At 65.5% G+C, this 26,789-nt stretch carries 24 protein-coding genes; 17 read left to right on the top strand and 7 right to left on the bottom strand.

Features of this window, described 5'->3' with window-relative positions; translation table 11 throughout:
- Nucleotides 1-31: 31 nt before the first annotated feature.
- Entirely contained in the window at nt 32-808 is a 777-nt protein-coding gene (locus ACTIIH_RS00455) for a SurA N-terminal domain-containing protein (protein WP_441449995.1), read from the bottom strand.
- A 248-nt stretch (nt 809-1,056) separates the two neighbouring features.
- Here ACTIIH_RS00455 and ACTIIH_RS00450 point away from each other — a divergent pair, with 248 nt between their 5' ends.
- Nucleotides 1,057-1,413, top strand: coding sequence for a VOC family protein (locus ACTIIH_RS00450; protein WP_441449994.1), 357 nt, complete (start codon nt 1,057-1,059; stop codon nt 1,411-1,413).
- Nucleotides 1,414-1,457: 44 nt separating this feature from the next.
- Here the strand turns inward: ACTIIH_RS00450 and ACTIIH_RS00445 are convergent, their stop codons facing one another.
- A complete protein-coding gene (locus ACTIIH_RS00445) occupies nt 1,458-2,015 on the bottom strand; it encodes a dihydrofolate reductase family protein (protein ID WP_441449993.1) in 558 nt (185 codons plus the stop codon).
- Nucleotides 2,016-2,174: 159 nt separating this feature from the next.
- Here ACTIIH_RS00445 and ACTIIH_RS00440 point away from each other — a divergent pair, with 159 nt between their 5' ends.
- Entirely contained in the window at nt 2,175-3,374 is a 1,200-nt protein-coding gene (locus ACTIIH_RS00440) for a M20 metallopeptidase family protein (protein ID WP_441449992.1), read from the top strand.
- Between the two features lie 77 nt (nt 3,375-3,451).
- Here ACTIIH_RS00440 and ACTIIH_RS00435 read toward each other — a convergent pair whose 3' ends face one another.
- Complete coding sequence (locus ACTIIH_RS00435; protein WP_441449991.1) at nt 3,452-4,384, bottom strand: LysR family transcriptional regulator; 933 nt, start codon at nt 4,382-4,384, stop codon at nt 3,452-3,454.
- A gap of 183 nt (nt 4,385-4,567) precedes the next feature.
- Here ACTIIH_RS00435 and ACTIIH_RS00430 point away from each other — a divergent pair, with 183 nt between their 5' ends.
- The 10 genes from ACTIIH_RS00430 (at nt 4,568) to ACTIIH_RS00385 (ending at nt 18,112) form a co-directional block, all read left to right on the top strand.
- On the top strand, nt 4,568-5,866 hold the full coding sequence (locus ACTIIH_RS00430) for an aromatic ring-hydroxylating oxygenase subunit alpha (protein WP_441449990.1): 1,299 nt from the start codon (nt 4,568-4,570) through the stop codon (nt 5,864-5,866).
- Nucleotides 5,863-7,377: a 2Fe-2S iron-sulfur cluster-binding protein gene (locus ACTIIH_RS00425; protein WP_441449989.1), complete on the top strand. Its 1,515-nt coding sequence runs from the start codon at nt 5,863-5,865 to the stop codon at nt 7,375-7,377. Before ACTIIH_RS00430 ends, ACTIIH_RS00425 begins: the two co-directional genes overlap by 4 nt.
- A gap of 70 nt (nt 7,378-7,447) precedes the next feature.
- Nucleotides 7,448-10,012 carry a GcvT family protein gene (locus ACTIIH_RS00420; RefSeq protein WP_441449988.1) on the top strand — a complete coding sequence of 855 codons (2,565 nt, stop codon included), beginning with the start codon at nt 7,448-7,450 and terminating at the stop codon, nt 10,010-10,012.
- A 215-nt stretch (nt 10,013-10,227) separates the two neighbouring features.
- Nucleotides 10,228-11,391 (top strand): thiolase domain-containing protein, encoded by a 1,164-nt coding sequence (locus tag ACTIIH_RS00415; protein WP_441449987.1) that lies wholly within the window; start codon nt 10,228-10,230, stop codon nt 11,389-11,391.
- Nucleotides 11,391-13,058: an AMP-binding protein gene (locus ACTIIH_RS00410; RefSeq protein ID WP_441449986.1), complete on the top strand. Its 1,668-nt coding sequence runs from the start codon at nt 11,391-11,393 to the stop codon at nt 13,056-13,058. Before ACTIIH_RS00415 ends, ACTIIH_RS00410 begins: the two co-directional genes overlap by 1 nt.
- The gene (locus ACTIIH_RS00405; protein ID WP_441449985.1) at nt 13,055-13,978 is read left to right on the top strand and encodes an SDR family NAD(P)-dependent oxidoreductase; all 924 of its coding nucleotides are present in this window, start codon (nt 13,055-13,057) and stop codon (nt 13,976-13,978) included. The genes ACTIIH_RS00410 and ACTIIH_RS00405 overlap by 4 nt, the downstream gene beginning before the upstream one ends.
- A 171-nt stretch (nt 13,979-14,149) precedes the next feature.
- Nucleotides 14,150-15,190: a DctP family TRAP transporter solute-binding subunit gene (locus tag ACTIIH_RS00400; protein ID WP_441449984.1), complete on the top strand. Its 1,041-nt coding sequence runs from the start codon at nt 14,150-14,152 to the stop codon at nt 15,188-15,190.
- 1 nt (nt 15,191) lies between these two features.
- Nucleotides 15,192-15,746 (top strand): TRAP transporter small permease, encoded by a 555-nt coding sequence (locus tag ACTIIH_RS00395; protein ID WP_441449983.1) that lies wholly within the window; start codon nt 15,192-15,194, stop codon nt 15,744-15,746.
- The gene (locus tag ACTIIH_RS00390; RefSeq protein WP_441449982.1) at nt 15,743-17,251 is read left to right on the top strand and encodes a TRAP transporter large permease; all 1,509 of its coding nucleotides are present in this window, start codon (nt 15,743-15,745) and stop codon (nt 17,249-17,251) included. Before ACTIIH_RS00395 ends, ACTIIH_RS00390 begins: the two co-directional genes overlap by 4 nt.
- Nucleotides 17,252-17,344: 93 nt before the next feature.
- Nucleotides 17,345-18,112: an SDR family NAD(P)-dependent oxidoreductase gene (locus ACTIIH_RS00385; protein WP_441449981.1), complete on the top strand. Its 768-nt coding sequence runs from the start codon at nt 17,345-17,347 to the stop codon at nt 18,110-18,112.
- Between the two features lie 104 nt (nt 18,113-18,216).
- Here the strand turns inward: ACTIIH_RS00385 and ACTIIH_RS00380 are convergent, their stop codons facing one another.
- Together ACTIIH_RS00380 and ACTIIH_RS00375 are read right to left on the bottom strand one after the other, a co-directional pair.
- Nucleotides 18,217-19,173 (bottom strand): PCC domain-containing protein, encoded by a 957-nt coding sequence (locus ACTIIH_RS00380; RefSeq protein ID WP_441449980.1) that lies wholly within the window; start codon nt 19,171-19,173, stop codon nt 18,217-18,219.
- Between the two features lie 63 nt (nt 19,174-19,236).
- The gene (locus ACTIIH_RS00375) at nt 19,237-19,938 is read right to left on the bottom strand and encodes a YoaK family protein (protein ID WP_441449979.1); all 702 of its coding nucleotides are present in this window, start codon (nt 19,936-19,938) and stop codon (nt 19,237-19,239) included.
- A 204-nt stretch (nt 19,939-20,142) separates the two neighbouring features.
- Here ACTIIH_RS00375 and ACTIIH_RS00370 point away from each other — a divergent pair, with 204 nt between their 5' ends.
- From ACTIIH_RS00370 to ACTIIH_RS00360, 3 genes are all read left to right on the top strand, one after another.
- Nucleotides 20,143-21,948 (top strand): gamma-glutamyltransferase family protein, encoded by a 1,806-nt coding sequence (locus ACTIIH_RS00370; protein WP_441449978.1) that lies wholly within the window; start codon nt 20,143-20,145, stop codon nt 21,946-21,948.
- Nucleotides 21,949-21,950: 2 nt separating this feature from the next.
- On the top strand, nt 21,951-22,631 hold the full coding sequence (locus ACTIIH_RS00365; protein ID WP_441449977.1) for a GntR family transcriptional regulator: 681 nt from the start codon (nt 21,951-21,953) through the stop codon (nt 22,629-22,631).
- A 205-nt stretch (nt 22,632-22,836) separates the two neighbouring features.
- Nucleotides 22,837-23,043 (top strand): hypothetical protein, encoded by a 207-nt coding sequence (locus ACTIIH_RS00360; protein WP_441449976.1) that lies wholly within the window; start codon nt 22,837-22,839, stop codon nt 23,041-23,043.
- 51 nt (nt 23,044-23,094) lie between these two features.
- Here ACTIIH_RS00360 and ACTIIH_RS00355 read toward each other — a convergent pair whose 3' ends face one another.
- Both ACTIIH_RS00355 and ACTIIH_RS00350 read right to left on the bottom strand, forming a co-directional pair.
- On the bottom strand, nt 23,095-23,592 hold the full coding sequence (locus ACTIIH_RS00355) for an SRPBCC family protein (protein ID WP_441449975.1): 498 nt from the start codon (nt 23,590-23,592) through the stop codon (nt 23,095-23,097).
- Nucleotide 23,593: 1 nt separating this feature from the next.
- A complete protein-coding gene (locus ACTIIH_RS00350; protein ID WP_441449974.1) occupies nt 23,594-24,049 on the bottom strand; it encodes an ArsR/SmtB family transcription factor in 456 nt (151 codons plus the stop codon).
- A 320-nt stretch (nt 24,050-24,369) separates the two neighbouring features.
- Between ACTIIH_RS00350 and ACTIIH_RS00345 the strand changes: the two genes are divergently transcribed.
- Together ACTIIH_RS00345 and ACTIIH_RS00340 are read left to right on the top strand one after the other, a co-directional pair.
- On the top strand, nt 24,370-25,830 hold the full coding sequence (locus tag ACTIIH_RS00345) for an APC family permease (protein WP_441450040.1): 1,461 nt from the start codon (nt 24,370-24,372) through the stop codon (nt 25,828-25,830).
- The gene (locus ACTIIH_RS00340) at nt 25,827-26,744 is read left to right on the top strand and encodes a universal stress protein (RefSeq protein WP_441449973.1); all 918 of its coding nucleotides are present in this window, start codon (nt 25,827-25,829) and stop codon (nt 26,742-26,744) included. Before ACTIIH_RS00345 ends, ACTIIH_RS00340 begins: the two co-directional genes overlap by 4 nt.
- Nucleotides 26,745-26,789 lie beyond the last annotated feature (45 nt).

Genomic DNA, 26,789 nt, shown 5'->3' with positions numbered 1-26,789 from the left:
CAAATGGGATGGAATCCGTGGCGTTCGGGCCTCAGAGGTGGATCGTGACGTCGGCCTGCTTGCGCAGCTTCTTCGCGTACTTCTGAGTCGCCTCGGTGGACTTCTGGTTCTTCACCTGCTCCTTGAGCTGAGGGCGCATCTCGTCGATCGGCGGCATCTCCTGCTGGCCCTGGCCGCCCTGCTGAGCCATCTGCTCCTGCTGGGACTTCGCCTGTTCGTAGGCCTGTCCGATCTCTTCGCCGGTGACTTCGAACTCACCGTATTCGTCCTCGATGAGCCCTTCGATCTTCAGCTGGTTCTTCAGCTCCGAGCGGACCTTCTTCTCATCCATGCCCTGGTCCTTCATGGCCTTGAGGAAGTCCTTCTCGGTCATCTGCCCCGATTTCGCGGACTCCTTGAGCCCCTTGTCGATGTCCTTGTCCGTGACTGAGATGTCGCGCTTGTCGGCTTCCTGGACGAGCACCTCGGTGCTCACGAGGTTCTCAGCGGTCTGCTTCTTCAGGCCCTTCTCATCGACCGGCTGGCCGGACTGCTGGGCCTGCATCTGCATCTGCTGATACTGGGTTTCGAAGAGGGGAACGAAGTCGTCCTTCGTGATTGTCTCGTCGTTGACTTCGGCGACGACCTTCGGAATGTCCTTCGTGTTCGGTTTGCCCTGTTGGTCCTGAGCGGAGTCGGCGCCGGGGGACTGTTCGGCCGCGGCCGAGGACTCCTTCGGCTTTGCTTCGTCGCCCTGACTTCCGCAGGCGGCCAACGCCACCACGGAGACGGACATGGCCAGGCCCAGCAGCCACCGGTTCGTTCGCACATTCACTCCTGCTCATCGGTTTCAGCCTGCCAGGCTAACAGGGGCGACTCCCCGACGAATGTGTGGAGTATGTGCGTCACTTGGCAAGAACGATTGCGGTCGGCAGGTTCGGGGAGGTCCCGGGCGTCTTCTGTTCGTCTCGGATTCGTCGTTAGGGCACTGACGGTCGGCCGCCTCGGCGGGTACACTGCGGCTACCGGAATCGCGCGGAGCACGGTCCGTGCCATCCGCAGCGAAGGGAGCCAAGCATGGAATCGACGTTTCGCGGGGTGTTCCTCACCTGCACCGATGCCGAGGCGACCGCCGCCTTCTATCGCGAGATCGCGGGGCTGCCGCTGACGACCGAGGGCGATGAGGAGTACACGTATTTCACTGTCGAGGCAGGGGGAGTGCAGGTGGCTCTGCATTCGGCCGAGGCGTTCGCCGACTACGCGTTCCCGCCTGCAGCCGAGTCGAATCTCACGCACCTGTACTTCCGGATTCCGGATCAGGCGGAGTTCCTGACGCGGATCAGACACGCGGGCACTCCGCTCGTGGCGGTCGACGATGTCGTCGTCACAGTCGAGGACCCCGATGGCCGGAAGGTCATGTTCGGCACGGCGTGAGGTGGGGCGGCGCATTGCCCCGCACGAGGTGAGTTCGCCGCCGGTCAGGCGCTCGGCTCGTAGGCCGAGTAGGTGATGCCGCTCGGGAAGGACTTCGCATCGATGAGCTTGAGGCGCGGCGGCCTGGCCGAGTGCGCTCCGTCGTGGAAGTAACCGCGTCCGCGGCCCTGCCACACCGGATAGGTGAACATCCGATACTCATCGACGAGTCCCTCCGCGATGAGTTCGTGGGCCAGGGTGATGCTGCCGGTGACGATGACATCGCGTCCCGGTGCCTCGCGCAGGTCAGCGACCGCGCGCAGCGGATCGGAGCTGATGATCTGCGTGTTCTGCCAACCCGGTTCGGTCAACGTCGATGACACGACGCGTTTGTCGACCTGATTGAGGTGGTCCGCGACTCCGGTGGTGTCATCGGTGGCGTTCGGCCAATAGCCGCGGAAGTCCACGAAGGTCTGCCGACCGAGCAGCAGCACGTCCTCGTTCGCGGACTGCCGCATGAGTTCGGCCGAGAGCTCTTCGTCCTGGGCCTGCGGATCGAACCAGTCGTCGAGCATCTCGACACGACCGTCGAGGGTGATGTTCTGAGTGATGATGATGCGCACGCTCGGTCTCCTCGTTGAGTGACGTGGGTAATCAACCCTACTTGCCCGCGTAGACCGGCAACAAGGGTGCGCCGACCAGCGGAGGGCATAGATTGGTAACAGCAGCCGACCGAAACCGGTCGAACCGAACCGCACGACACCCACACGATGAGGAGCCCCATGACCATCCCAGATTTCCGCACCGAAGCTCAGGGCCACCTTGGCGATCTCATTTCCCTGCGACGTAAGCTGCATGCGAATCCCGAACTCGGGTTCGACCTCCCCTTCACGCAGCGCACGGTGCTCGATGAGCTCGCCGGGCTGGGACTTGAGATCTCCACGGGGGAGTCGCTCACCTCTGTGGTGGCCGTCCTCAAGGGCGGGAGGCCCGGTCCCGCGGTGCTGCTGCGCGGCGACATGGACGCGCTGCCGGTCGTCGAGGACACCGGTCTGGACTTCGCATCGACGAATGGGAACATGCATGCGTGCGGTCACGATCTGCACACGGCCGGCCTCGTCGGCGCTGCACGCCTGCTCGCCGCTCACCGGGAGGAGATCCCCGGGTCGATCATCTTCATGTTCCAACCGGCTGAGGAGGTCGAGGGCGGGGCCGAGCCGATGATCGCCGAGGGCGTGCTCGAGGCAGCCGGCGTCCCGGTCGTCGCGGCCTTCGGCATCCACGTCGAAGCGGACGTTCGAGGTCGCTTCACGACGAAGGGCGGGCCGCTCATGGCCGGGTTCGCCGACCTCAACCTGACCATCCACGGAGCCGGCGGACACAGCAGCCAACCGCAGGCGACCCGCGACCCCGTGCCGGCACTCGCCGAGGTGGTGCTGGCCCTGAATACGATGACCGGCCGGTCCTTCGACATCTTCGATCCCGTCGTCGTCTCGGTCACCCAGCTCGAAGCCGCACAGGCCAGCAACGTCATCCCGGACTCGGCGAAGCTCACCGCTTCCATCCGCTTCCTCTCCGCCGAATCCGCTGCACTGCTGCAGGAGCGGGTGACGGAGATCGCCGAGAACATCGCCCGGGCTCACCGCTGCACCGCCGAGGTGGACTTCCAGGTGGGATTCCCCGTGACCGTGAACAACCCGGACGAGTCGGCGGTCGTGCTCGAGCGCTTGGGTTCGGTCTTCGGGGCCGAACGGGTCGTCGAGATGGAGCATCCGCGGATGGGGTCCGAGGACTTCTCCTACGTTCTGCAGAAGGTTCCGGGCACATTTGTGTTCCTCGGGGCGACGCCGGAGGGCATCGACCCGGACGCGGAGACGAACCACTCGCCCAGGGTGGTCTTCGACGACGGACTGCTCGGCGATCAGGCCGCGGCGCTCGCCCACCTGGCGTTCGCGCGGCTGGAAGATGAGGAGATGCGCTGACACAAATCGGTGGTCGCAAACGGATACCAAGGAGGTCCTGGAAGCTTCCGGCCACGAGGGAGTTTCGTCGCTGTGCCTCAGGAATCTTCGCGCAGGCGCGTCGAGAGGATGTACTGGGAAGTCGTGCGCAGGTGCTGGAGCGATTCCCTGACCAGGGGAGACCTGCGGCTGCCCGTTCTCACGGCGGCGATGATCTTCCGGCTCGGCCGCCCCGTGCCGCTGAGTCGGATTCGGCGAACATTGGCCTCTCCTGCGAGGCTGGCCAGTCTCGGTAAGAGGCTGACTCCGACCCCCGCACCGACCAAGGCCGCCGAGGTCTCCCACTCGACGGCTTCATGGGCCACCGTCGGCGTCACGCCAGCCGCGGTGAACGCGGCGACGAACAGCGAGTGGTACGGCGACCCGGGCCCGGCGGTGATCCACTCCTCTCCGGCGAGCTCGGCCAAGGTCACCGATTCGCGTTCGGCCACAGGGTGGTCGGCAGGCACCATGACGTCGAGCGGATCGTCGAGGAGGTTGATGCTCTCGAAGCGATCGTCGTCTTCGACCTGCACATTGCCCTGCATGGAAACGATGACCGCGAGGTCGATGCGTTCGGCGATGAGGAGTTCGAAGCAACGGGTCGGGGTCGCCTCGATGACGTGGACGTGGACCTCAGGGCGCGTCGTGCGCAGCTTCGCTGCTAAGGGCGCGAGGAGGTTCGACGAGGCGGTCGAGAAACCGCCGATGCCGAAGTGATTCGGGGCCTGTTCGCCGGCCCCGAGCGCGCCGGCCCTGATGTCCTCCCACTCGGCCGACAGGGCATCAGAGCGGCGCACGAGGTAGCGTCCTGTCGCGGTCAGCCGCAGCCCGCGTCCGTCCTTGACCAGCAGCGTCATTCCCAGGCTCTGCTGCAGCTCACGCAGCTGGCCGGATACGGCAGACGGCGAGTATCCGGTGAGCTCCGCGGTGGCGGCGACGGTGCCACAGGCGGCGAAGGTTCGCAGGGTCGTGAGTCGAGGATCGAGCATGGTTCACATTATGCAGTTATTCCGCATGATATTGGACAAAATCTCTCGCTTTTCCTGCAAAGTCGAGATCGCTATCGTTGGCTACGTGATCGCGCTCACATGGCTCGGTCACTGCGGTGTACGACGCTGAGGTGTGTCGCCCGTCGTCCGGCCGCAATCGGCAGACATCCAGGGAGATGAGAATTGACCGCTACCAATCTGGCACCGACGAAGAAGGGCTTCCCTGCGGGCTTCAGCGAAGAGAAGCTCGACGAGATCCGCGTCCGACTCGACACCCGTCGGGTCGGTTTCTCGCTCGAGGCACCGTTCTACACCGATGACAACCTCTTCAACCTCGACATGCAGGGCATCTTCGGTCAGCATTGGGTCTTCGCCTGCAGCGTCGCCGAGATCCCCGAGCCGGGTGACTATGTCACGCTCGACTACGGTCCGTACTCCCTCATCGTCCTGCGAGGCGACGATGGCGGCGTCAACGTCCTCCACAACGTCTGCCGCCACCGCGGGGCACGAGTCCTCACCGATGCGCAGGGAACGACGGGCAACCTCGTCTGCGGCTACCACTCGTGGACGTACTCTCCCGAGGGCGACCTCATCCACGCCTCGGCGCCGGGGGAGATGACCTTCGACAAGTCCTGCTACGCGCTCAAACGCGCGCACGGAAAGATCGCCGCCGGACTCGTGTTCATCTGTCTGGCCGAAGAGCCGCCGACGGACTTCCACGAGACAGCGACAATCTTCGAACCCTATATCGCCCCTCATGAGCTGGCGAAGACGAAAGTCGCCTATCAGCAGAACATCGTCGAAGAGGGCAACTGGAAGCTCGTGATGGAGAACAACCGCGAGTGCTACCACTGCGACGGCCATCCGGAGCTCGCGTGCTCGCTGTTCCCGACCTGGGGGCTGACCGACGAGACGATCCCGCCGCACCTCGAAGACGCCTGGGACCGCAACCAGCAGGCGCAGGCCTCCCTCGAATACCGCTGCCGCCGCTACGGCCTGCCCTATGAGGTCGTCGAAGAACTCGACACCCGCGTCGGCGGCATCCGCATCTCCCGCGAATCGCTCGACGGAGCGGGGGAGTCCTTCTCTGCCGACGGGCGCCGGCTGTCGAAGAAGCTGCTCGGCGATCTGCCGGACTTCCGCCTCGGTCGCTGCTCGTTGCATCTGCAGCCGAACTCGTGGTTCCACCTCCTCGGCGATCACGTCATCACCTTTGCGGCATTCCCGATCAGTGCCTCGAAGACCCTCGTGCGCACCACTTGGCTCGTCGCCGACGACGCCGTCGAAGGCGTCGACTATAACCTTGCGGCCCTCACTCACACCTGGAAGCAGACCAACCTGCAGGACAAGGCCTTCGTCGAACTCTGCCAGCAGGGAGCGGCGAGTCCGTTCTATGAGCAGGGTCCGTACATGAAGAGCGAATACCAGGTCGAAGCCTTCATCAACTGGTACGTGCAGCGGACGCGGGAGCACGTCGGATGAGATCGTCCGCTGTGCCCGCGCTGCCGCTGGCCCAGCGGGTGCGCGGACTGGAGATGCCCTGGAACCGTGTGCTCTCTTCCGCTTCGGAGGCGGCCGGAGCCGCCACCGCGCTGGGACCGTGGCACCCGCAGGAATTCGCCGCCGAATGTGTGGAGACCATTCCCGAGGCGGGAGGGATGATGGTATTCGTCTTCCGTCGCATGGATGGGGCGCCCCTGGCGTTCCGGTCGGGGCAATACATCAATATCGACTTCCCCATGGACGGACCGAATGCCGAGCCGGTGTCGCGCAGCTATTCGATCTCCTCGGCCCCGACCGAGCCGTGGACGTTCTCGATCACGATCAAACGCGACCCCAAGGGAAAGGTGTCGCCCTGGGCGCATGACCACCTCCGCCCCGGCGCCGTCCTCGACATGCTCGGCCCGGTCGGCGCCTTCCACCTCGCCGATTACGACCGGCGAGCACGGTTCCTGCTGCTCGCGGCCGGAGCCGGAATCACTCCGCTGATGTCGATGGTCCGGACCGTCCATTCGCTGCCCGGCCAGGCCGATGTCGTCCTCCTCTACCACGGAGCCGCACCCGACTCCTTCGCCTTCTCCGAGGAACTCGACTTCCTCGCGAACGTGGATTTCCGGATCAAGGTCATCTACTGCCTCGGCGATCGGGAATGCGGCGACGAATGGGAGGGACGCACGGGACGGCTCTCGACTGCACTGCTCGAGGAGCTCGTGCCCGACGCCAACGGTCGGCAGTTCTTCGCCTGCGGCCCGGAGGGCTACCTCAACTCCGCGACCGAACTGCTGCGCGAAGTCGGCGTCGACGACACCTCGGTGTTCATGGAGTTCTTCTCCGGCGACCGTGAGATCCGTGCCGAATACGCCGAGGAAGTCGCCATCGCCGGCGAGATCGCAGAGGAGATCGCGGCGACGACCGAGGAGTACTTCGAGTCCCAGCCCGCCGCGCTGGATCTGTACGAACCCGAATACGACGCCGACGGACCGTTAGAGGCCGTCGGCGCACCGACCGAAGCGGTCGACGCCGAGGCGGTCGTGCCCGTCGACGACGATGTCGAAATCGAGGTCATCGGCGTCACCGATGAGAACCTCGCCGAGGCAGGGCTCGGACCCGCGTCCGACGCTGGGTCCGCGGTCTCGGCTGGGGATGGGTCGGCCGCCTCGGCGGGGGAATCGGGCGACGATGACGAAACGGAGGTCGTCGACCCGGCAGCACTGCCTACTGTGGGGCAGGGTGAGCACACGATGTCGTTCGTGCGCACCGGCCTCAACGTCTGCGTCGGGGAGGACGAAACTGTCCTCCAGGCCGCGAGGAAGGCGGGAGTGACAATCCCCGCGAACTGTCAGGAGGGCATGTGCGGATCCTGCAAGGTCGTCAAGCTCGACGGCGATGTCGAGATGAACCATCTGGGCGGAATCCGCGCCAGAGAGATCGATGCGGGGAAGTTCCTGCCGTGCTGCTCGACGGCGAAGACCGACCTCGTCATCGACGCCTGAGTCGGCGGGCCGACAGCCCGTGCGACCACACCACCCACGGATTTCAACACCACCACGCAAGGAGTACTCAGTGCCGATCTCATCACCACGAGTCATCATCATCGGAGCCGGCATCGTCGGCGCCAACCTCGCCGACGAACTCGCGCAGCTGGGCTGGACCAACACCCTCGTCATCGAACAGGGCCCGCTGACCATCCCGGGCGGCTCAACCTCGCACGCACCGGGACTCGTCTTCTCCTCGAACGGGTCGAAGTCGATGACCGAGTTCGCGCAGTACACGATCGAGAAACTCACCTCGCTCAAGGACGCCGACGGCCGCGGCTCGTTCCTGCCCGTCGGCGGACTCGAGATCGCCACCACCGAGGACCGGCTGCAGGATCTGCACCGTAGGGCCGGATGGAACCGGTCCTATGGGGTCGACGCCGACGTCATCGACGCCGACGAATGCGCGAAGCTCTTCCCCATGCTCAACCGGGACATGGTCCACGGCGGACTGCTCACTCCGGGTGACGGTCTCGCATTGGCGGCGAAGGGCACGCAGCTCGTCATCGACCGTGCTCGTGCCGCAGGTGTCGAATTCCGTGATCGGACCACGGTGACCGACATCGAGACCACAAGCGGTCGCGTCAGCGCCGTGATCTGCGGCGATGACCGGATTCCCGCCGATATCGTCGTCTCCTGCGCCGGATTCTGGGGACCGAAGATCGGTGAGATGGTGGGCACCCCGATTCCGCTGCTGCCGCTGGGCCACCAATTCGCCTGGACCACCGAGGTGCCGTCATTGGTGGGGGCGAACGAACTGCCGGCCGGAGCGAAGCGACCCATCCTGCGCTACCAGGACAAGGACCTGTACTACCGCGAATGGGGCGAGCGGATCGGCATCGGCTCCTACGCCCACCGCCCGATGCCCGTTGACCTCGACACCCTGCAGGTCTACTCGCCGGACGAGATCACCTCTGAAAAGATGCCCTCGAGTCTCGAGTTCACTCCGGACGACTTCGCCCCCGAATGGGAGGCGACGAAGACTCTGCTGCCCGAGCTCGCACAGACGCAGATCCAGCGCGGCTTCAACGGCATCTTCTCATTCACCCCGGACGGCGGTTCGCTGGTCGGACAGTCCCGTCAGGTCGACGGATTCTTCGTCGCCGAGGCGGTGTGGGTGACCCATGGCGCCGGTATCGCCCGCGCCGTGGCTGAGCTCATCGCCGAAGGACGGTCGAAGACCGACCTGTCCGGCATCGATCTCAACCGTTTCGAGGATGTGCAGACGACTCCGGACTACGTCAGCGAGACCTCTCAGCAGAACTTCGTCGAGATCTACGACATCATCCATCCTCTGCAACCACGGGTCTCCCCGCGTGACCTGCGCTCGAGCCCGTTCCGGAGGCAGCAGGAGGAACTCGGTGCGTTCTTCTTAGAGACCTCCGGCTGGGAGCGGCCGCACTGGTTCGACGCGAACGCCGCACTGCTGTCGGAGATGCCGTCCGAGTGGGCGGCACCAGAACGCGACTCCTGGGCGGATCAGTTCCACTCGCCCGTCGCCGCAGCCGAAGCGTGGAAGACCCGCACCTCGGTGGCGATGTTCGACATGACCCAGCTCAAACGCTTCGAGGTCACCGGTCCCGGTGCCGGCGAACTGCTGCACGGGATGACCACCTCGTCGATGCTGCGCAAACCGGGAGCGGTCAGCTATACGCTGCTGCTCGATGAGGCCGGAGGCATCACGAGCGACATCACGGTCGCGATCCTCGACGAGGAGACCTACCAGGTGGGAGCGAACTCGAACATCGACCTCGCTTATGTTTCGCGGGCGGCCCGGCACCAGTCGGCGGCCGACCCCTCGAAGTGGGTGTCAGTGCGGGAGACGACGCCGGGCACCTGCTGTATCGGCCTGTGGGGTCCGCTGGCCCGGGACGTCATTGCGAAGCTCACGGACGAGGACTTCAGTGATGCCGGGCTGAAGTACTTCCGTACCAAGCCCGCGGTCCTCGGGGGAGTGCCGGTGACGGCGATGCGCCTGTCCTATGTCGGCGAACTCGGCTGGGAAATCTACACCTCCGCGGATCTGGGATCGCGACTGTGGGACGTGCTGTGGGAGGCCGGTGAGGAGTTCGGAATCATCGCGGGAGGTCGTGAGGCCTTCAACTCGATGCGCCTTGAGAAGGGGTTCCGATCCTTCGGCACCGACATGACCAGCGAACACGAACCGGTGCAGGCCGGACTCGGATTCGCAGTCAAAGCCTCGAAGACCGACGACTTCACCGGCAAGGCCGCGCTGGAGTCGAGAGCCGCAGCCGCGACGACGAAGCTGACCTGCCTCACCCTCGATGTGCCGTCTGACGTCGTGCTCGGCAAGGAGCCGGTGTACGTGGTCGGTGGGGAACGCTCGGGCGATGCGGACGGCGGGGGCGCCTCGGCGAAGTCGGACGGGTCGGACGGATCGGGTGTCGCGGACGGCTACGTCACCTCGGCGGCGTATGGATACTCCATCGGGAAGTCGATCGCCTACGCCTGGCTGCCGAACACTCTGTCGGTCGGTGACGCCGTGGAGATCGAATACCTCGGGCGCCGCCTGCCGGCCACAGTCACCGCCGAGCCGCTCTTCGACCCGGAGATGACTCGCCTCAAGGGGTGACTTGATGTCTCCTGTGGGCGGATCCGCCACGATATTCGCGGCGATATCGAGGTGGATCCACCCGCAGGAGACACGCTGCGCTTCTGAGGCGAGAGCCGGGACGTGGATCACACCAATGTTCCATATGGTGGATTTTCTTTGACCAGCTGGTGGGACCGGGAAAGTATGAGAGGACAGTGCTCGTTCCGCAGAGCCCGGTACCCGAAGGAGCGTCCATGTCCTCACCTGCGATCATCGGCTGGTCCCACGGCAAGTTCGGCCGGTCCGAATCACCGCTGCCCCAGATGATGGCCGACGTCGCCCGCGACGCCATCGCCGAGGCGGGATTGGAACCGGCCGACATCGACGTCATCCACGTCGGCGTATTCAACAACGGACTCTCCCGCCAAGGCTTCGAAGCCGCATTGCCGGGCACCGTGTTCCCCGAACTCGCGCGCAAACCCGCACACCGCCACGAGAACGCCTGCGCTACCGGTTCCGCCGCGATCTTCGCAGCCCACGACTCCATCGCCGCCGGCCGCCACAAGACCGCCCTGGTCATCGGCGCCGAACGCATGACCCAGGCATCCGGCCACGACGTCAACGAAGTGCTGCTCAGCGCCAGCTTCCGGGAAGAGGAAGAGCACTATAAGTCCTTCGCCGGAGTCTTCGGCGAGATCGCCCGCCAGTACTTCGACCGCTACGGCGACCACTCGGAGACACTGGCGAAGATCGCCGCGAAGAACCACGCCAACGGATCGCAGAATCCGCTGGCGCACATGCAGAAGGACCTCGGCTTCGATTTCTGCAACACTGTGAGCGAGAAGAACCCCTTCGTCGCCGAACCCCTCCGCCGCACCGACTGCTCGATGGTCTCCGACGGGGCCGCGGCGCTGGTGCTGGCCGCCGAGGATGTCGCCGCCTCCGCGCCGCAGGCCGTGACGTGGAGAGGCATGGGCAACGCCAACGATGTCCTGCCGCTGTCCCAACGCGACCCGCTCGAGATGGCCGGAGCCCGCGCGGCCATGAACCAGGCGCTCACGGCCGCCGGCGTCGCTATCGACGACCTCGATTTCCTCGAAACCCACGACTGCTTCACCATCGCCGAACTCCTCGAATACGAAGCCTTCGGACTCGCCGCCCCCGGGCAGGGCCACACCCTGCTCGACGACGGTGCCACCGAGGTCGGCGGTCGCCTGCCCGTCAACCCCTCCGGCGGACTCAAGGCCAAAGGCCACCCCATCGGCGCCACCGGTGTGTCCATGCACGCGCTTGCCGCCGCTCAGCTGACCGGGCGCTCGCCCGGCATCCAGATCGAGGCCCCGGATCTCGCCGGTGTCTTCAATATGGGCGGCGCCGCCGTGTCGAACTTCGCCTCCGTCCTCGAACGCGTCCGCTGATGCGCGCCATCTCCCAGACGTCCCCGGCCAAGGACTTCATCCCCACACCTCGGCGCGGGGTCAACGTCTCCCACTTCCTCACGCAGACGGCCCGCCGGATCCCCGACCGCCTCGCCGTCGTCGACGACGACCACGGGCAGCGCTGGACCTGGGCCGAACTCGACGCCCGCGCCGAAGCGCTCGCCGCCGCCCTCCAGTCCGGTGGAGTGGACCGCCGCGACACCGTCCTCCTCGTCTCGGGCAACCACGCCGAGATGATCCAGTCGTTCTGGGGGATTCTGCGCTCCGGCGGCGTGATCGCCCCACCGAACGCAGCCCTGTCGACCGAAGAGCTGCTCGGCATCAGCGTCGAGGTGGCCCCCGCCGCCGTCATCGCCGACCGCGCCCATGCGGACTTCGTCACAGCCCTCAAAGACACCGGCTTCACCGGTCCCGTCTTCTGGATCGGCGACCTGCCCACGGCTCAGGCGGCAGCCGCACCGGCAGAGGCCATCGACTCGGCAGTCGACGAGGACGACCCCTGCTGGTACTTCTTCACCTCCGGGTCGACCGGGCGACCCAAGGCCGCGACGTTCACGCACCGCCACCTCGGCGCGGTGCTCATCAACCATCGGTGCGATCTCTTCCCCAACGAGGATGAGACCGGAGCGTCCCTTGTGCTCGCACCGCTGTCGCACGGAGCGGGCATCCACATGCTCGGGCAGGTCTTCGGCGGCACTCCGTCGATCATCCACCCCGGCGGCAAGCCCAGCGTGGAGTCCCTGTGGCCGGCCATCGATGCCTACGGGATCACGAACGCCTTCACCGTCCCGACCATCCTCAACCGCATCGCCGCCGGCTACCCAGAAGGCCGCGGACCCGAGGATCACACCCTTGAGCGCGTCATCTACGCCGGAGCCCCGATGCTCGGAACCGACCAAGCCCGGGCGCTCGAGAGGCTCGGACCCTGCCTCGTCCAGTACTTCGGACTCGCCGAGGTGACCGGAGCGATCACGATCCTCCGCCCCGAGGACCACGGAGCCATCCCCGTCGACGACGCCGGCATCGGCACCTGCGGCCGCGCCCGCACCGGAGTCGAGATCGCCATCGTCGACGAGACCGGCACGCAGCTGCCCGCTGGTGTCCAGGGCGAGGTCTGCGTGGCCGGACCGACCGTGTGCGCCGGCTACCTCGGTCGCCCCGATGCCAACGCCGAATCCTTCGCCGGCGGACTCTTCCACACCGGCGACGTCGGCTACCTCGACGACCGCGGATACCTGTTCCTCACCGGCCGCAAATCCGATATGTACATCTCCGGCGGATCGAACGTCTACCCCCGCGAGATCGAGGAGCTCCTCCTCACCGACACCGAGGTGGCCCAGGCCGTAGTCGTCGGCGTGCCCGACCCGCAGTGGGGCGAGATCGGCGTGGCCGTCATCGAACGCGCGAAGGCGCCGGCCGGTGCCGAAGGTGGTGTCGGTGGCGGCGATCGGGCCGGTGCCGCGAATACAAGCAACATCGCCGACTTGGCCGAGCGGCTGACCGCGCTGTGCAGGTCCGGCTTGGCCAAGTACAAGGTGCCCAAGGAGATCCACGTCGTCGAGCAGATGCCGGTCACCGCCTACGGCAAACTCGCGCGCAAGGAACTCAAGGCCGAATACTCACAGGGACGAGGCAGCGCACGATGACCACGACAGACACGGCAGCCGTGTCAGGGCCGGCAGGGAGGTTAGTCGGCACGACGATCATGGCCATCGGCTGCGGCACTCCGGACGGGGAGGTGAACAACGGCTTCGCCGCGGCCATCGGATTCCTTCGCGAGGGGGCGAAGGTCTGCATCGTCGACCGTGACCCAGGTGCGCTTGACGAAGCGACACGGGCCCTCGCCGAGGCGGCCGCCCGGGCCGACTCGAACGGGGCGGACACCACCGGGCGGTGCCACCTCGGTGGGGCCGCTTTCGCCGCCCAGGTCGATCTCGCTGCGCAGCTGACCACGGTCGTCGCCGACGTCGGCGACGAGGACTCCCTGGCGGCGGCGTTCGCCCATTGCACCGACCGCCTCGGCGGGCCCACCGTGCTCCATTACAACGTCGGCATCGTCGTCAACGGAGGAGTCGACGACCTCGCCACCGACGGCTTCCGCCGAGCCCTCGACATCAACCTCACCGGGGCGTTCTCGGCGATCAAGCATGCTCTGCCGCATTTGCGCGCGGCCGGGCACGGGTCGATCATCACGGTGTCCTCGGTCGGCGGGATGCGGTATATGGGCTATGACTACCCGGCGTATGCGGCGTCGAAGGCCGGGCTCATCGAACTGACGAAGGCCGTCGGCGCGCAGTACGCCTCCGAAGGCATCCGCGCGAACTCGATCGCCCCGGGCCTCATCGAGACCCCGCTCATCCACCGCTCGATCAGCGGTCACTATGACTCGGTCGAGGAGATGCTCGCCGCCCGGCACGCCCTATCCCCGACCGGGACGATGGGCCGACCCGAGGACGTCGCCGACCTCGCGGTGTTCCTCGCATCACCCGAATCGACCTACATCAACTCCACGCTCATCCCCGTCGACGGGGGACTGACCCATTTTGCGGGGATGCCGAAACGATGACGCGCACGGACGTGTGCACGGTTCGGGGCGACTCGGTGGCGGAGAACCCGGCGAACATGGCGGGGAACTCGAGTGTGAATGGAACGGCCGCCTCGGCGAGGGACTGCGCCGCGGTCGGGGCCTGACCCCGCCGAACTCAACGACAGTGAAATCACGGAAATCAAGGAGGCAATGGTGCCGAGAACACGGACGACGAGGACGATGCTCGTCTGGTCCGCCGTACTGATGGTGTGCGCCCTGCTGCTGGCGGGGTGCGGAACGAACTTCGGCACCACCGACGACGGCAAGCAGCGCTACCGCTGGAAGATGACGGTGACGACGGGCTCGACGAGCACGTGGTACCTCGCGGCACAGAAGCTGGCGAAGGACCTCGAGGATGAGACCGACGGTCGGATCACGATGAAGATCTTCACGAGCGAACGGCTCTCCGCCGGCGAACCCACCGCCGGGGTCGAACAGCTCATGGACGGTGCGAAGGACTTCTCCTACAACTCGCCGATCATCTACGCGGGCGTCGACCCCCGCTTCGGCGCCGTCACCGCGCCCTTCGTCTTCGACTCCGTCGAGGACGGACAGAAGGCGCTCGCCGGTGCCGGCGGGCAGGTGTACAAGGACTACCTCGCCGAGCGCGGAGTCCACCTGCTCGGTTTCGGCGAATCCGGGATGCGGCAGCTGACGAACACGCACCGGCCCATCCATACCCCCGAGGACATGCGGGGCATGAAGTTCCGCATCCCCGGCTTCGGCATGTACACCGACCTCTACCGGCAAATCGGCGCGAACCCGACGACGATGCCCTTCAGCGAGGTCTTCACCGCGCTGCAACAGGGTGCCATCGATGGGCAGGAGAACCCGATCGACGTCATCTACTCGGCGAACCTGCAGGAGGTCCAGCCGTACCTGACGTTGTGGAACTACTCCTACGACCCGCTCATCCTCGGCGTCAACAAGGATCTCTTCGACTCCCTGGCGCCCGAGGATCAGAAGCTCGTGACCCGGCTGGCCGGTGATGCGAACGCGTTCCAGATCAAGAAGAACCGGGACGGTGAGTCCGAGCTCATCGACAAACTCAAGGAATCCGGTATGGAGGTCAACGAACTCAGCGACGAGGAGAAGGACGCCTTCCGCGCGAAGCTGGGTCCGATCTACAGCGAATACCGCAAGGTCTGGGGACCGGACATGGCCCAGGCGTTCATCCCGAAAGGACTGTGAGATGAGAGTCATCAGATTCTTCGAGGACTGGGTCGTCATCGCCTCGTTCGTGGTGATCGTGATCGTCACCTTCGTCAACGTCCTCTCCCGCTACATCTTCAAGGCCTCGCTGGCCTTCTCGGAGGAGATCACCATCAACCTCCTCGTCGTTCTCACAATGATGGGAGCTGTCGTCGGGATCCGCCTCGGCGCGCATCTCGGGTTCACCTACCTCGTCGAGAACGCGAAGGCAGGGACCCGCCGCGGACTGCTCTTCACCGGCACCGTACTCATCGTCGTCTTCCTCGCCGTCCTCCTCATCTGGGGCGGGGAGATGACGATCGCGCAGGGGCTGCGCGGCCGGGCGACCCCATCGCTGGGCATCCCGCAGTGGCTGTTCACCCTGTCCATCCCGTTGGCCGGCCTGCTCGGAATCATCCGCAGCATTCAGGCCCTGCGGACGGCACTGCACGAGGACACCTCCGCCGAGGCGGTCGTCGACAGGCTCGCCGGTGAGGCGACCCCGACCGTCGATTCGTCCGAATTCTCAGCCGATGCCGAAGGAGGCCGGAAATGATCGCGCTTCTGCTCTTCGGCAGCTTCTTCCTCTTCCTCGGCCTCGGGATCCCCGTCGCCTTCGCCCTCGGCCTGTCCGCCGTCGTCACGCTTGTGACCACCGACGGCTTCCAGGTCCTCGACGTCGTGCCCTCGGTGATGTTCCCGTCGATGAGTTCGGGCACGCTGCTGGCGATCCCTTTCTTCATCCTCGCCGGCATCGTCATGCAGTACACCGGCATCTCGCAGCGGCTCGTCGACCTCGCGTTCCTCATCTTCGGACGCCTGCGCCACGGCCTGGCCGCGGTGACGATCATCTCCGCGTTCTTCTTCTCCGCGATCGCCGGATCAGGGCCGGCCACCGTGGCCGCGATCGGTGCGATCCTCATCCCCGCGCTCGTGCGCAACGGGTACCAGAAGAAGCATGCGGTCTCCCTCGTCGCGGCCTCCGGTTCGATGGGCATCGTCGTGCCGCCGTCGATCGCGTTCATCATCTTCGCCGTCGTCGCCGCCGAGTTCGGCAAGATCTCGATCTCCCGGCTGTTCATCGCCGGCATCGCGCCCGGCATCATCATGGCGCTCGCATTCTTCATCGCCGCCCTGTTCGTCCCTCGGGTGCGTGAGCTCGCCGGTCTGCCGGTGAGGGCCAAGACCGGCGCCGAGGCGACGTCGACTGCGGCGGGTTCTGATTCCGCCGGCAACGGCGGTTCGGGAGACGGTGCGGCAGGCGACGGTGCGGCAGCGGGGAAGACTCAGCTGCTGACGACGAACGGGAAGGCCGCCTCGGCGAGTTCCGGATCGTCCGGATCGGACGTCGGAACTGTCGATCCGACGGTCACGGACCATCACGACGGCGGGTTCGGCGAGTTCATGTCCGCGCTGATCAAGGCCATTCCCGGACTGCTCATTCCGGTGATCATCCTCGGCGGGATCTACGGGGGAATCTTCACGCCCACCGAGGCGGGAGCCGTCGCATCCGTCTACGCGCTCGTCGTCGGGGTGTTCGTCTACCGGGAGCTGACCTGGAAAGACATGCCGAAGGTATTCCTCGAGTCCGGGGTCTCGACCGCGGTCATCATGGTCATCGTCGGCGTGGCCAGCCTCTTCTCCTATGTCATCACCGTCGAGGGGGTGGCCGGCCGGATCTCGACGGCGGTGCTGGACGTGACGGACAACAAGTACCTCATCCTCGCGGTGATCACGATCATCCTGCTCATCGTCGGGGCCTTCGTCGACGCGATCAGCGCCTTCTACCTGTTCGTCCCGATCCTCGTGCCGATCCTCATCGGCGTGGGCGTGGACATGACGACGATCGGCGTGTTCATGACCGTCAACCTCGCCATCGGTCTGTTCACCCCGCCGGTCGGGCTCAACCTGTATGTGGGCGCGGGCATCGGGAAGATCAAACTCGAGGAGGTCGCGCGCGGAATCATGCCGTTCCTCATCTGCGCGATCATCGCTCTGCTGCTCATCACCTACATCCCGGCGATCTCGAACTGGCTGCCCGACCTGCTCGGGGTCGGATAGTTCGGTCTGCCAGCTGTCGGGGTCGGCGCCTGCGGGCGTCGGCCTCGGCCGGCGGGCCCGGGCTGCCGTTTTCACATCATCTCAAGGAGAACCATGGAACCGTATCTGCTCACAAACAAGACGGCCCTGGTCACCGGTGCCGCGCAGGGCATCGGCCTGGCCATCGCCACCGCGCTGGCCAGGCGGGGCGCCTCGGCCGGCATCGTCGATCTCAAAGGCGCCGAAGAGGCTGCGGCGTCCTTGGCCTCGGAGTACCCGGACCAGCGGTTCGCGGCGTTCTCCCTCGACGTCCGCGACGCCGACGAGGTGACGGCGGCGGTGGGATCGTTCGTGTCGACTTTTGGGCAGCTCGACATCCTCGTCAACAATGCGGGCACGGCCGCACGCATCGGCATCGATGAGATCACCGCCGAACAGTGGCAGCGTGACATCGAGACCAACCTCGGTGGGACGTTCAACTTCATCAAGGCCGCCGTCCACCCGCACATGTGGGAGGCCGGGAGCGGGTCGATCATCAACATCTCGTCGATCTCGGGCATCAACGGCGGAGCCGTCTCCGAGGGGGAGGCCGGTGCCCGCTCGGGGCCGGCCTACGCGGCGAGCAAGGGCGGGATCATCGCCCTGACGAAATGGGTCGCCAAGGAGTACGGACGCCGCGGCATCCGCTGCAACTCGGTGGCACCCGGCCCGGTCGAATCTGCGCTCACAGTCGGCCAGACCTACGACACCTCCGGACAGGCGCTCGACCGTATGGGGCAGCCGGATGAGATCGCCGAGGCGGTCGCCTACCTCGCCACCGACGGCGCCGCGTTCACGACGGGGCAGATCCTGCGGGTTGATGGAGGGGCCGTGATGTCGTGAGCGTTTGACGCTTTTGGGCGCGAGCAGACGATCCCCGCATCATTTTCAGGATGATGCGGGGATCGTTGTCTCTGCGGGCCTGTCTGGATGGGCGACGTGTTCGGTCAGTCGGTGCGGCGGACGAAGAGTTCGAAGGTCACGGCCACGGGGTTGGCTTGAGGTTCGAGAGTGCCTGGGCTGACCTCTCCGGCGACGTCGATCACTTCTCCGGCGAGGGACACTTGCGGGTCTTCGCTCTGCGCGCCGGTCACGGTGCCGCTCAGATGTGTGAATTCGACGGCGGGCCACGGAGCGGTGCCATCGGTGAACACGGCTCCGGTCGTGCTGCCGAGACTCGCGACCACCTCGGCGGAGTCGAAGCCAGCGGTTCGGCAGACGGCGAGGACCGCCTCGTCGAGGATCTCACCGGGACGGATCCGGGTGACGACGGCTTCAGCCGGTCGGGCCGCCGCGGCGAGATCGGGCGCGGTTGAAGAGGACGCGGTGGTGTGTGCCGGTGTGACCGGGTGCGGTGCGAAGGCGGAGAACCCTGTCTCGGGATCAACGTCGCTGATCAGGTGGGCATCGGGCAGGGCGAAGAGCCGGATCGTCAGCCCGGACGGTCCTGCCAGGGTGCCCGGCAAAAGGTGTCCGCCTTTGGTTTGGCCGTCCGCACCGGTCCATGAGGCGTGGACGTGGCAGAAAGGTTTGCCCTCACGAAAGCCGATCGTCGCAGATGAGTGCCGAAGTTCCGTGGGGTTGTCGACGCTGAATGCTTCGGTGAAGGACATCGGGTGCTCGGCGTCGGGGCCGTAGGCCGGATGGACATAGTCGATGTGGCCGAACTGTCCGGAGACAAACTCGGCCATGATGCCGGGAACGGCGAAGTCGGTCAGGGATGCTTCGAGTGCGCTGAACAGGTCCGCGCCCTCCGGCAGTTCGAGGACATGCTCGGTGCAGCGGGTCGGGGCGGAGACGATGCGGGGGCTTTGTTGTGGACCCGCGTGGACGACCGCAGTTCCGGGTGCCTTCAGCGGGAAGGTCGGCTGCTGCAGTGCTGTCGTCTCGGCTCCATTGCTCATGTCTCGATTATCGTCGGCGGCCAGCGTCAATGTCGCCGAGAATCCAAGTGGTGGAACGTGAACTTAGGCGTTCGAGGCAACGGCGGCGGTCGCCTCGGCGCGGGTTCGTCTCTTCTTCTCGCCGACGTGGCCGATCACGGCTGCGGCGGCGATCATGACGGCGACGAGGGCGATGCCGATCCACTGATTGAGCATGAGCGTGGCGGCTCCGGCCAGCGCGCCGATGAGGATGAGGGCGACGGCCAGTGCTCGGCGGATCCAGCGGACGTTGTCACCGCCGGCCAGGCTCGAATCGGCGGCGAGGCCGACGATCGTCGAGGTCACGACCACGGTGGTGACGTCGGTGATCTTCATCTTCCGCGCGGCCGCGGCCTGCGCACCCATGAGCGCGGACAGGGCGGAGGTGAAGATCGTGCCGGCCAGCCCGATCTCGGGGTCGGGAACGACCGCGACGTAGACGGACAATGCGGCACAGCCGACGGCGACGGCTGAGAAGATTACGGTCGTCCGATGGTGCCAATTCTCGCCGATGTCGCCGAGGATGCGCCCGGACAGGGCCGCGCCGATCATGAAGAACACGAGTGCGAGGGCGGGACGGAGGACGGGGACGCCCTCGGCGCCGGCCAGACCCATGCCGAGGATGACGACGTTGCCGGTCATGTTGCCGGTGAAGACCTTGTCGAAGCCGAGGTAGCCGATGGCGTCGACCATGCCGGTCGAGAAGGTCAGCAGCAGGAGCATGGCCAGGTCGAGGCGACGAGTCATGGTGTCCTTTCCGGGCGAAGGCAGCCGGCGGCAGTGCCGGAATGTCGCCATGAGGTGTAATTTGTATACAAAACTGTAACCAGGTGACGGTTGGCATGCAATCGAGGGGCAACCGGAATTGTCCGGGTATCGTCGTTATCGACAGCTGACCAAGGCTTGCACGCCGAAACTCGCTCTGCTGACCACTGCCGAAGGACTTCGCTCATGACCTTTACCCCGCCGCCAGCTTTCACCACGCGCCCCACCCTCGAGGGGCACTTCGGGATGGCGGCATCGACGCACTGGTTGGCCACAGGGACGTCGCAGGCGGTGCTCGAACGCGGCGGGAACGCCTTCGATGCTGCCGTCGCCGGAGCCTTCGTCCTCCACGTCGTCGAACCCCACCTCAACGGACCCGGCGGTGATATGACCGGGCTCTTCGCCACTGCCGCCGAGCCCTCCCGGCCGCAGGTGATGATGGGTCAGGGGCCGGCCCCTGCCGCAGCAACGATCGAGCAGTTCCGCAGCGAAGGCCTCGACATGGTCCCGGGTTCCGGGGCTCTCGCCGCCGCCGTTCCCGGAGCCGTCGACTCGTGGCTCAACCTGCTCGAACACCACGGGACGTGGGAGCTTGCCGACGTCCTCGACTTCGCCATCGACTACGCCGACAACGGGCATCCGATCCTTGCCCGAGCAGCCGGGACGATCGCGAAGGTCAGCGAACTCTTCACTGAGCACTGGCCGACCTCGGTCGCACAGTGGATGCCCGAAGGTCGAGTTCCCGAAGCCGGCGAGCTGGTGTTCAACCACACCTACGCCGATGTGCTGCGCAGGCTCATCGCCGCCGGTGACGGCACTGCCACAAGAGAAGAGCGGATCCGGGCAGCCCGACAGGAGTGGAAGTCCGGATTCGTTGCACAGGCGATCGCCGACTTCATCACCACCGCGCACAGACACTCGACGGGAGGCGACCACGCCGGAGTCATGACGTTGGAGGACATCTCCGGCTTCGACGCTGGTTTCGAAGATCCCGTCACGATCGACTTCCGCGGTTATCAGATCGCGAAGATCGGCGCCTGGGGTCAAGGTCCGGTGCTGCTGCAGACTCTGAAGATCCTCGAGGGCTTCGACGATGACCGCCTCGACCCGTCGACCGAGATCGGAGCGCACACGATCCTCGAAGCGCTGAAGCTGGCCATGGCCGACCGTGACACCTACTACGGCGATGCCGACGTCGACCTCGACTGGCTGCTCAGCGACTCCTATGCGGCCTCCCGACGAGAACTCATCACCGAGCAGGCATCGACGGAATTCCGGCCCGGTGTAGGCCGGGACGGTGCGGCGCCCGTCTTCACCACCCCGCTCATTCCCGAAGGTGATGACAAAGAAGCGCTGATCAAAGCTGGCATCGGGGAGCCGACCGTACAGAAGAACGGCGTGAGCAACGGCGACACCTGTCACCTCGACGTCGTCGATCGGTGGGGCAATATGATCTCGGCGACCCCGTCCGGAGGGTGGCTGCAATCCTCGCCGACCGTCCCCGGGCTCGGATTCTGCCTCGGCACCCGGCTGCAGATGATGTGGCTCGACGAGGCGGCCCCCTCGGCACTGCGCCCGGGCAAGCGTCCGCGCACGACATTGACCCCGACCTTGATCTCCCGAGACGGGCAGCCGATCATCGCTCTCGGCTCACCCGGCGGTGACCAGCAGGAACAGTGGCAACTGCTGCTGATCCTGCGCATGCTCCTCGGCGGCTACCGCGCGCAGGAGGCCGTCGATGCACCGGCACTGCACACGACGTCGTTGGCGGGCTCCTTCTGGCCACGTACCTGGGTTCCGGGTGGGGCGGTCGTCGAGGACCGCCTCGGCGAGGATGTCATCAACGGGCTCATCAACCGCGGTCATGACGTGACCAAAGCGGGGGAGTGGGAGCTCGGGCGGCTGTCGTGCGTGACCCGGGATCCGGCGACGGGGCGGTTGAGCGCCGGAGCGAATCCGCGTGGGGCGCAGGGTTATGCGGCGGGGAGATGACCATGGCTGATTCGCACGAGGCGCAGCTGGATGTCGCCGCGCAGATCCGCACCGACATCATCAAGGGCAAGCTCGAGCCCGGGAGCAAGCTGCGCGAAGTCGTGTTGGCCGAACGATACGAGGTGTCGCGGATCCCGATCCGGGAAGCACTGCGCGCGCTCGAAGCCGACGGGCTCGTCGAGTCCCGGAAGTTCAGCGGTTCGGTGGTCGCGCCCTCCCCGGCCGAGGATGCCGAGGACCTGTTCGAGATCCGGATCGTGCTCGAATCGGCGACCGCGAAGCGCGCCGCCCGCCGGGCCACCGAGCTCAGTGCCGACGGCGAGCACGATGCGAAGTGGTCGGAGATCCGCGCAGAGATCAACGAGATCCTCGAGGTCGGCGATGCCGTCATCGCTGAAGAACGCTTTGAGGATCTGGCGGTGCTGAACATGCGCTTCCATTTCGCGGTCGCCGAGCTCAGCGGGAGCCTGTCATTCATCAGCCTGCTGCGTCAGATCTCCGGCAAGATCGAGTGGCTGTACTCGCTCAACCTCATGCGCCGAGGGCCGCAGGCGTGGCCGGAACATCGCGAGATCATCGCTGCCATCGATGCTGGCCAGGCCGAGCTGGCCGCCGAGGTGATGGCTCAGCATGTGCGCCGCAGCCGCGATTCCTACTTCGCCACCATGTCCGAACGCCCCTAATTACTACCTGACGGCGGCTGAGCAACCTGGCGCCAGGTTGCTCAGCCCCCGTCAGGTGCTTCGGAGAGCTAATTTCATCCTTTGTGGGAGATACATCGACTCGGTGACCCGCTACTGTTGAGTGGTCCCGTCACCGTTACGACGCCCGTTGAAGGTTCGTCGGACGTGATGACGGTCCAGTCAGCCCAGGCCACCAACTGGAACGGTGATCAGAAACTTGCAGGAACCCGTTCGTCGCTCCCTGCTGCTGACCGCATTGAGCTATCCGCTCGTCGTTGCGGGAATCTTCCTGTTGGTCCTGGCGATCGAGGCCCCGGGTGCAGCCCTGCTGGGCTCCGGCGTCTTCCTCATCGGCATCAACGAGCTGTGCCTGTACATTGCCAGGTCGTCCGCCACCTCCCGAACTACCTGACGGCGTCCCAGCAACCTGGCGCCAGGTTGCTGAGCCGCCGTCAGATAGCAATTAGGCTTCGGCGAGGAGGCGGTCGAGCTTGTTGTAGCCCTCGACGATGCCGTGCTCCATGCCCGAGGCGACCATGCCGTCGCGGGACTCGAGCGAGTCGAAGATCGAGGTCGAGGTCAGGCGAGTCCGTCCGTCGCCTAAGTCGGTGAGTGTGAGGATCTCAAGGTTGACTGCGTCGGGGAAGCCTTCGAAGGTGAAGGTCTGGACGATGCGCTCGTTCTCACGCACCTCGTGGAAAGAGCCGAAGAACGCGTACTCGCCGCGATCATCGGTCGAGACGTAGCTCCAGTTCCCGCCCGTTCTCGGATTCCATTCGCGAATCGTGTTCGTGATCGAGTCCGGCCCGCACCACTTGACGAAGAGTTCGGGGTCGATGTGGGCCCGGAACACCTTGTCCGGGGAGGCCGCGAAGTCGCGAGTGATCGAGACGGACTGGACCCCCTCGGGGACGTCGAGCTTGAGCGTCGAATAATCGGCGGCGGTGTCGGTGGTGGTCATGTCATGCTCCCTTGCGTGAATGTGGTCGGGTTGAGCTTTCCTGCGATGAGGCGGTGCCGGATTCGCTCGCCGAGGCGGCGCTCGAGTCCGTGGTGCCTGTCGCCGCGTCCGCGGCAGAGTCCTGACTCATCTGAGAGTGCTGGTCCATCTGTGCGAGGACGGCGTCGAGTCGTCGGTAGCGTTCCTCTGCCTGCTGTTTGTATCTCTCGATCCATTTCGTCATCAGATCGAACACATTGTCTTCGAGGTGGACCGGTCTGCGCTGGGCGTCACGGGTGCGGGAGACCAGTCCGGAGTCCTCGAGCACCTTGAGATGTTTCGATACGGCCTGCAGGCTGACGTCGTAGGGTTCGGCGAGCTCGTTCACCGTCGAATCGGCGACGCTGAGGCGAGCCACCATGTCCCGTCTGGTCGGATCGGCAAGTGCTGCAAAGACCTTGGACAGCTGATCGGCCATGAAGCCCCCTGCCTCTCGAAACACACATTCAACCAAGTGGTTGATGAAAGCCTACTCCCACCTTGTCAGCGTAGTCAACCAATTCGTTGAATAAGATTTCATTTGTGGACTATCTCCGGCCGCACCTGCACTGATGCTCGACAAGCTGGTCCCGGCTCGGCGAGGAGCGACGGATTTCGTTCCGAAGATTTTCGGTGGAAGATGAACCTGACGACGAAGACTGTCGTATCGTCTGGGTAGTGGCGCACCGGAATCGCATCGAGTGGATGCGGCTCCGCTGGCGCCGGCGGCTGTACCGACAATGATGTCACGAGTTGACCATGCCCACACTGCGGCAGCAGCTGTTCCGGATCAAACCGGTTCCGCGGCAGAAGGAAGACGTCGAGACCGACCTCAAGCGCACCATCGGGCTGTTCTCGCTGACGATGGTCGGCGTCGGCTCGACCATCGGCACCGGCATCTTCTTCATCCTCTCCGAGTCCGTTCCGGTGGCTGGACCGGCAGTGATCTGGTCATTCGTCATCGCCGGTGTCGTCGCCGGGCTCGCGGTCATCTGCTACGCCGAGCTCGCCGGCTCCGTCCCTGTGTCCGGGTCCTCCTATTCCTATGCGTATGCGACCCTCGGGGAGCTGCCGGCGATGGGTGTGGCCGCCTGCCTCCTCCTCGAATACGGCGTCGCGGGAGCTGCCGTCGCGGTCGGCTGGTCGCAGTACGTCAACCAGCTGCTGTTCAATCTCTTCGGATTCGAGATCCCGCACGCCCTGGCCTACGCGCCCGAGGAAGGCGGCATCGTCAACCTCCCGGCGATCCTGCTGCTCGCGATGTGCTGCTTCCTGCTGGTCCGCGGCACCGGCGAGTCCATCGTCGTCAACGCGATCATGGTCTGCCTCAAGGTCGGCGTCCTCATCTTCTTCGTCTGCATCGGCGTCACCGGCTGGGACTCGAACAACTTCGCTGACTTCGCGCCCTTCGGCATCTCCGGAGTCGTCGCCGGATCGGGCCTGATCTTCTTCAGCTACGTCGGCATGGACGCCGTCGCCACCGCCGGCGATGAGACGAAGAACCCGAAGAAGACGATGCCCAGAGCCCTCATCGCCGCACTCATCATCGTCACCTCCGTCTACGTCCTCGTCGCCGTCGCCGCCCTGTCCGCCCAGCCGTGGGAGGAATTCGACGGTCAGACCGCCGGCCTGTCGGCCATTCTCGAGAACATCGTCGGCTCGCAGTGGCCCGGCACGATCGTCGCCGCCGGTGCGGTGATCTCGATCTTCTCCGTCACCCTGGTCTCCATCTACGGCCAGTCCCGAATCCTGTTCACGATGGCCGGCGACGGCATGATGCCCAAGCTCTTCCGCGACGTCAATCCCCGCACGCTCACCCCGGTCAAGGGCACGATCGTCGTCACCGTCGTCATCGCAGTCCTCGCCGGCTTCATCCCGCTCAACTTCCTCGCCGAGATGACTTCGATCGGCACCCTCGTCGCCTTCGTCGTCGTGTCCCTGGCCGTGATCATCCTCCGCGTGCGCGAACCCAACCTCGAACGCGGCTTCAAGGTCCCGTTCTATCCCATCCTGCCGGTGCTCTCGATCATCGGCTGCTTCTGGATCATCTCGAGCCTGCAGGTCATCACGATCGTCGTCTTCGTCATCTGGACCGCCTTTATCCTGGGCTTGTACTTCATCTTCGGCCGTAAGTCCTCCGTCCTCGGCAGACAGCTCGCCGAGGCGGGGCTCACCAATCCTGATTCCGCTGGAACGGACTCCACAGGAGGATCCAAATGAGCATTGTCGTCGGTCTTGCCCCAGGTCAGGACAACAGCGCTGCCATCGAGCTCGGGATCGTTCTCGCCCGGACCTATCGGCGCCGGATCGTCGCGACCGCTGTCGATTCCGCCGCGTTCCCGATAGCACCGGTGCACTTCGAGAGCCAGTATGAGAAGAGATTCCGCACCGTCGCCGAGGCGGCCCTCGACGAAGCGCGTGCGCTCATTCCCAGCGATATCGAGTCCGAATGCGTCCTCCACTCTGCTCGGTCGTCGCGGCGCGGTCTGCTCGAGATGTGTGAGAGGACCGATGCCTATCGACTTGTCGTCGGCCCGTCGGCAGAGGGGAAGTCGGGCAAGATCGCGCTCGGGTCGGTGTCGAACGGTCTGCTGCACAGTGCACGGCTGCCGGTGGCCCTGGCTCCGGCTGGATTCCAGGCGCCCGCGGGGGCGCGGCTGGAACGGATCACGGCCGCGTATTCGGGGTCGTCCACCTCGGCGGATCTCATTCTCGGTGCGGCGATGGTCTCGGCGGAGTCGGACGTGGCCTTCCGCATTGCCTCGTTCGCACCGCGTTCGCGCGTGGTCGCCTCGGCGAACGTGCCCTTCGATATGGAGTCGCGCGTCATCGACGAGTGGACGAAGACCGTCCAGCGCGACACGGACAAGATCCTGTGTTTGATCGAGCAGCTGCACATCAAACCTGGTGAGACGGACGTCGTCGTGGGAACGGGCGCCGATTGGGCCGCGGCTCTCGGGGCTGTCGAGTGGAAGCATCCGGAAGTGATGATGCTCGGATCCTCCGGGCTGGGTGCGCTCAAGCGAGTGTCTCTGGGCAGCCACGCGATGCGGATTCTGCAGAACTCTCCGGTGCCGATCGTCGTCGTGCCCCGCCGTGCGAAGGCCGATTACATCCGCCAGCAGGCCGTGTGACGGTCGAACTCGGTGGGCGCTTCGACGCCCGCGGGTGTCCAATGC

Origin of the sequence: Brevibacterium sp. (genome assembly GCF_052105255.1) — a bacterium.
Lineage (GTDB): Bacteria > Actinomycetota > Actinomycetes > Actinomycetales > Brevibacteriaceae > Brevibacterium > Brevibacterium linens_B.
The sequence above is the reverse complement of the archived record's forward strand: the minus strand, read 5'-3'. Positions and strand labels throughout refer to the sequence as shown.

What these genes read in the sequence shown, in the direction of transcription:
- ACTIIH_RS00410 (WP_441449986.1), top strand. Translation starts at nt 11,391, where the DNA reads ATGCGCGCCATCTCCCAGACGTCCCCGGCCAAGGACTTCATCCCCACA.
- ACTIIH_RS00385 (WP_441449981.1), top strand. Translation starts at nt 17,345, where the DNA reads ATGGAACCGTATCTGCTCACAAACAAGACGGCCCTGGTCACCGGTGCC.
- ACTIIH_RS00425 (WP_441449989.1), top strand. Translation starts at nt 5,863, where the DNA reads ATGAGATCGTCCGCTGTGCCCGCGCTGCCGCTGGCCCAGCGGGTGCGC.
- ACTIIH_RS00380 (WP_441449980.1), bottom strand. Translation starts at nt 19,173, where the DNA reads ATGAGCAATGGAGCCGAGACGACAGCACTGCAGCAGCCGACCTTCCCG.
- ACTIIH_RS00435 (WP_441449991.1), bottom strand. Translation starts at nt 4,384, where the DNA reads ATGCTCGATCCTCGACTCACGACCCTGCGAACCTTCGCCGCCTGTGGC.
- ACTIIH_RS00350 (WP_441449974.1), bottom strand. Translation starts at nt 24,049, where the DNA reads ATGGCCGATCAGCTGTCCAAGGTCTTTGCAGCACTTGCCGATCCGACC.
- ACTIIH_RS00415 (WP_441449987.1), top strand. Translation starts at nt 10,228, where the DNA reads ATGTCCTCACCTGCGATCATCGGCTGGTCCCACGGCAAGTTCGGCCGG.
- ACTIIH_RS00405 (WP_441449985.1), top strand. Translation starts at nt 13,055, where the DNA reads ATGACCACGACAGACACGGCAGCCGTGTCAGGGCCGGCAGGGAGGTTA.
- ACTIIH_RS00395 (WP_441449983.1), top strand. Translation starts at nt 15,192, where the DNA reads ATGAGAGTCATCAGATTCTTCGAGGACTGGGTCGTCATCGCCTCGTTC.
- ACTIIH_RS00450 (WP_441449994.1), top strand. Translation starts at nt 1,057, where the DNA reads ATGGAATCGACGTTTCGCGGGGTGTTCCTCACCTGCACCGATGCCGAG.
- ACTIIH_RS00370 (WP_441449978.1), top strand. Translation starts at nt 20,143, where the DNA reads ATGACCTTTACCCCGCCGCCAGCTTTCACCACGCGCCCCACCCTCGAG.
- ACTIIH_RS00400 (WP_441449984.1), top strand. Translation starts at nt 14,150, where the DNA reads ATGGTGCCGAGAACACGGACGACGAGGACGATGCTCGTCTGGTCCGCC.
- ACTIIH_RS00440 (WP_441449992.1), top strand. Translation starts at nt 2,175, where the DNA reads ATGACCATCCCAGATTTCCGCACCGAAGCTCAGGGCCACCTTGGCGAT.
- ACTIIH_RS00355 (WP_441449975.1), bottom strand. Translation starts at nt 23,592, where the DNA reads ATGACCACCACCGACACCGCCGCCGATTATTCGACGCTCAAGCTCGAC.
- ACTIIH_RS00365 (WP_441449977.1), top strand. Translation starts at nt 21,951, where the DNA reads ATGGCTGATTCGCACGAGGCGCAGCTGGATGTCGCCGCGCAGATCCGC.
- ACTIIH_RS00375 (WP_441449979.1), bottom strand. Translation starts at nt 19,938, where the DNA reads ATGACTCGTCGCCTCGACCTGGCCATGCTCCTGCTGCTGACCTTCTCG.
- ACTIIH_RS00345 (WP_441450040.1), top strand. Translation starts at nt 24,370, where the DNA reads ATGCCCACACTGCGGCAGCAGCTGTTCCGGATCAAACCGGTTCCGCGG.
- ACTIIH_RS00340 (WP_441449973.1), top strand. Translation starts at nt 25,827, where the DNA reads ATGAGCATTGTCGTCGGTCTTGCCCCAGGTCAGGACAACAGCGCTGCC.
- ACTIIH_RS00390 (WP_441449982.1), top strand. Translation starts at nt 15,743, where the DNA reads ATGATCGCGCTTCTGCTCTTCGGCAGCTTCTTCCTCTTCCTCGGCCTC.